The sequence below is a fragment of the Bacillus sp. SIMBA_008 genome (genome assembly GCF_046535495.1).
Classification (GTDB): domain Bacteria; phylum Bacillota; class Bacilli; order Bacillales; family Bacillaceae; genus Bacillus; species Bacillus subtilis.
The window spans coordinates 1-273 of the sequence record NZ_JAWRWL010000446.1 but is presented as its reverse complement, the minus strand read 5'-3'; the positions used below and the strand labels follow the sequence as shown (position 1 = coordinate 273).

Here is a 273-nt window from a genome sequence, read left to right as displayed (position 1 = left end):
CATCATAGTAAAGCGTATAATCATCCAGCAGTGAGTATAAGCTGTACATGCGGTTTACCTGCTTATACGCCCAGCCGATGTCTGTCGCATACTGATGAGCCGCGGCTGAAGACCATCTCATTTTATACAGCGTATCCTGCTCGTATGAAGGATTGTGAATATAAGACGCACCGATAAATTGGGCTCCGCCGATAATCGCGGCTTCCGGAGTAAACCAGCCTTGCTTATACGCGTATTGTGCGCCGTAGTAATTCGGGTTGCTGTCATAAGCCC

The 273-nt window shown here is 48.4% G+C and carries 1 pseudogene; it reads right to left on the bottom strand.

What is annotated here, in order from left to right:
• Positions 1 to 273: pseudogene (locus tag SB658_RS23960) on the bottom strand (beta-N-acetylglucosaminidase); the annotation flags it as partial.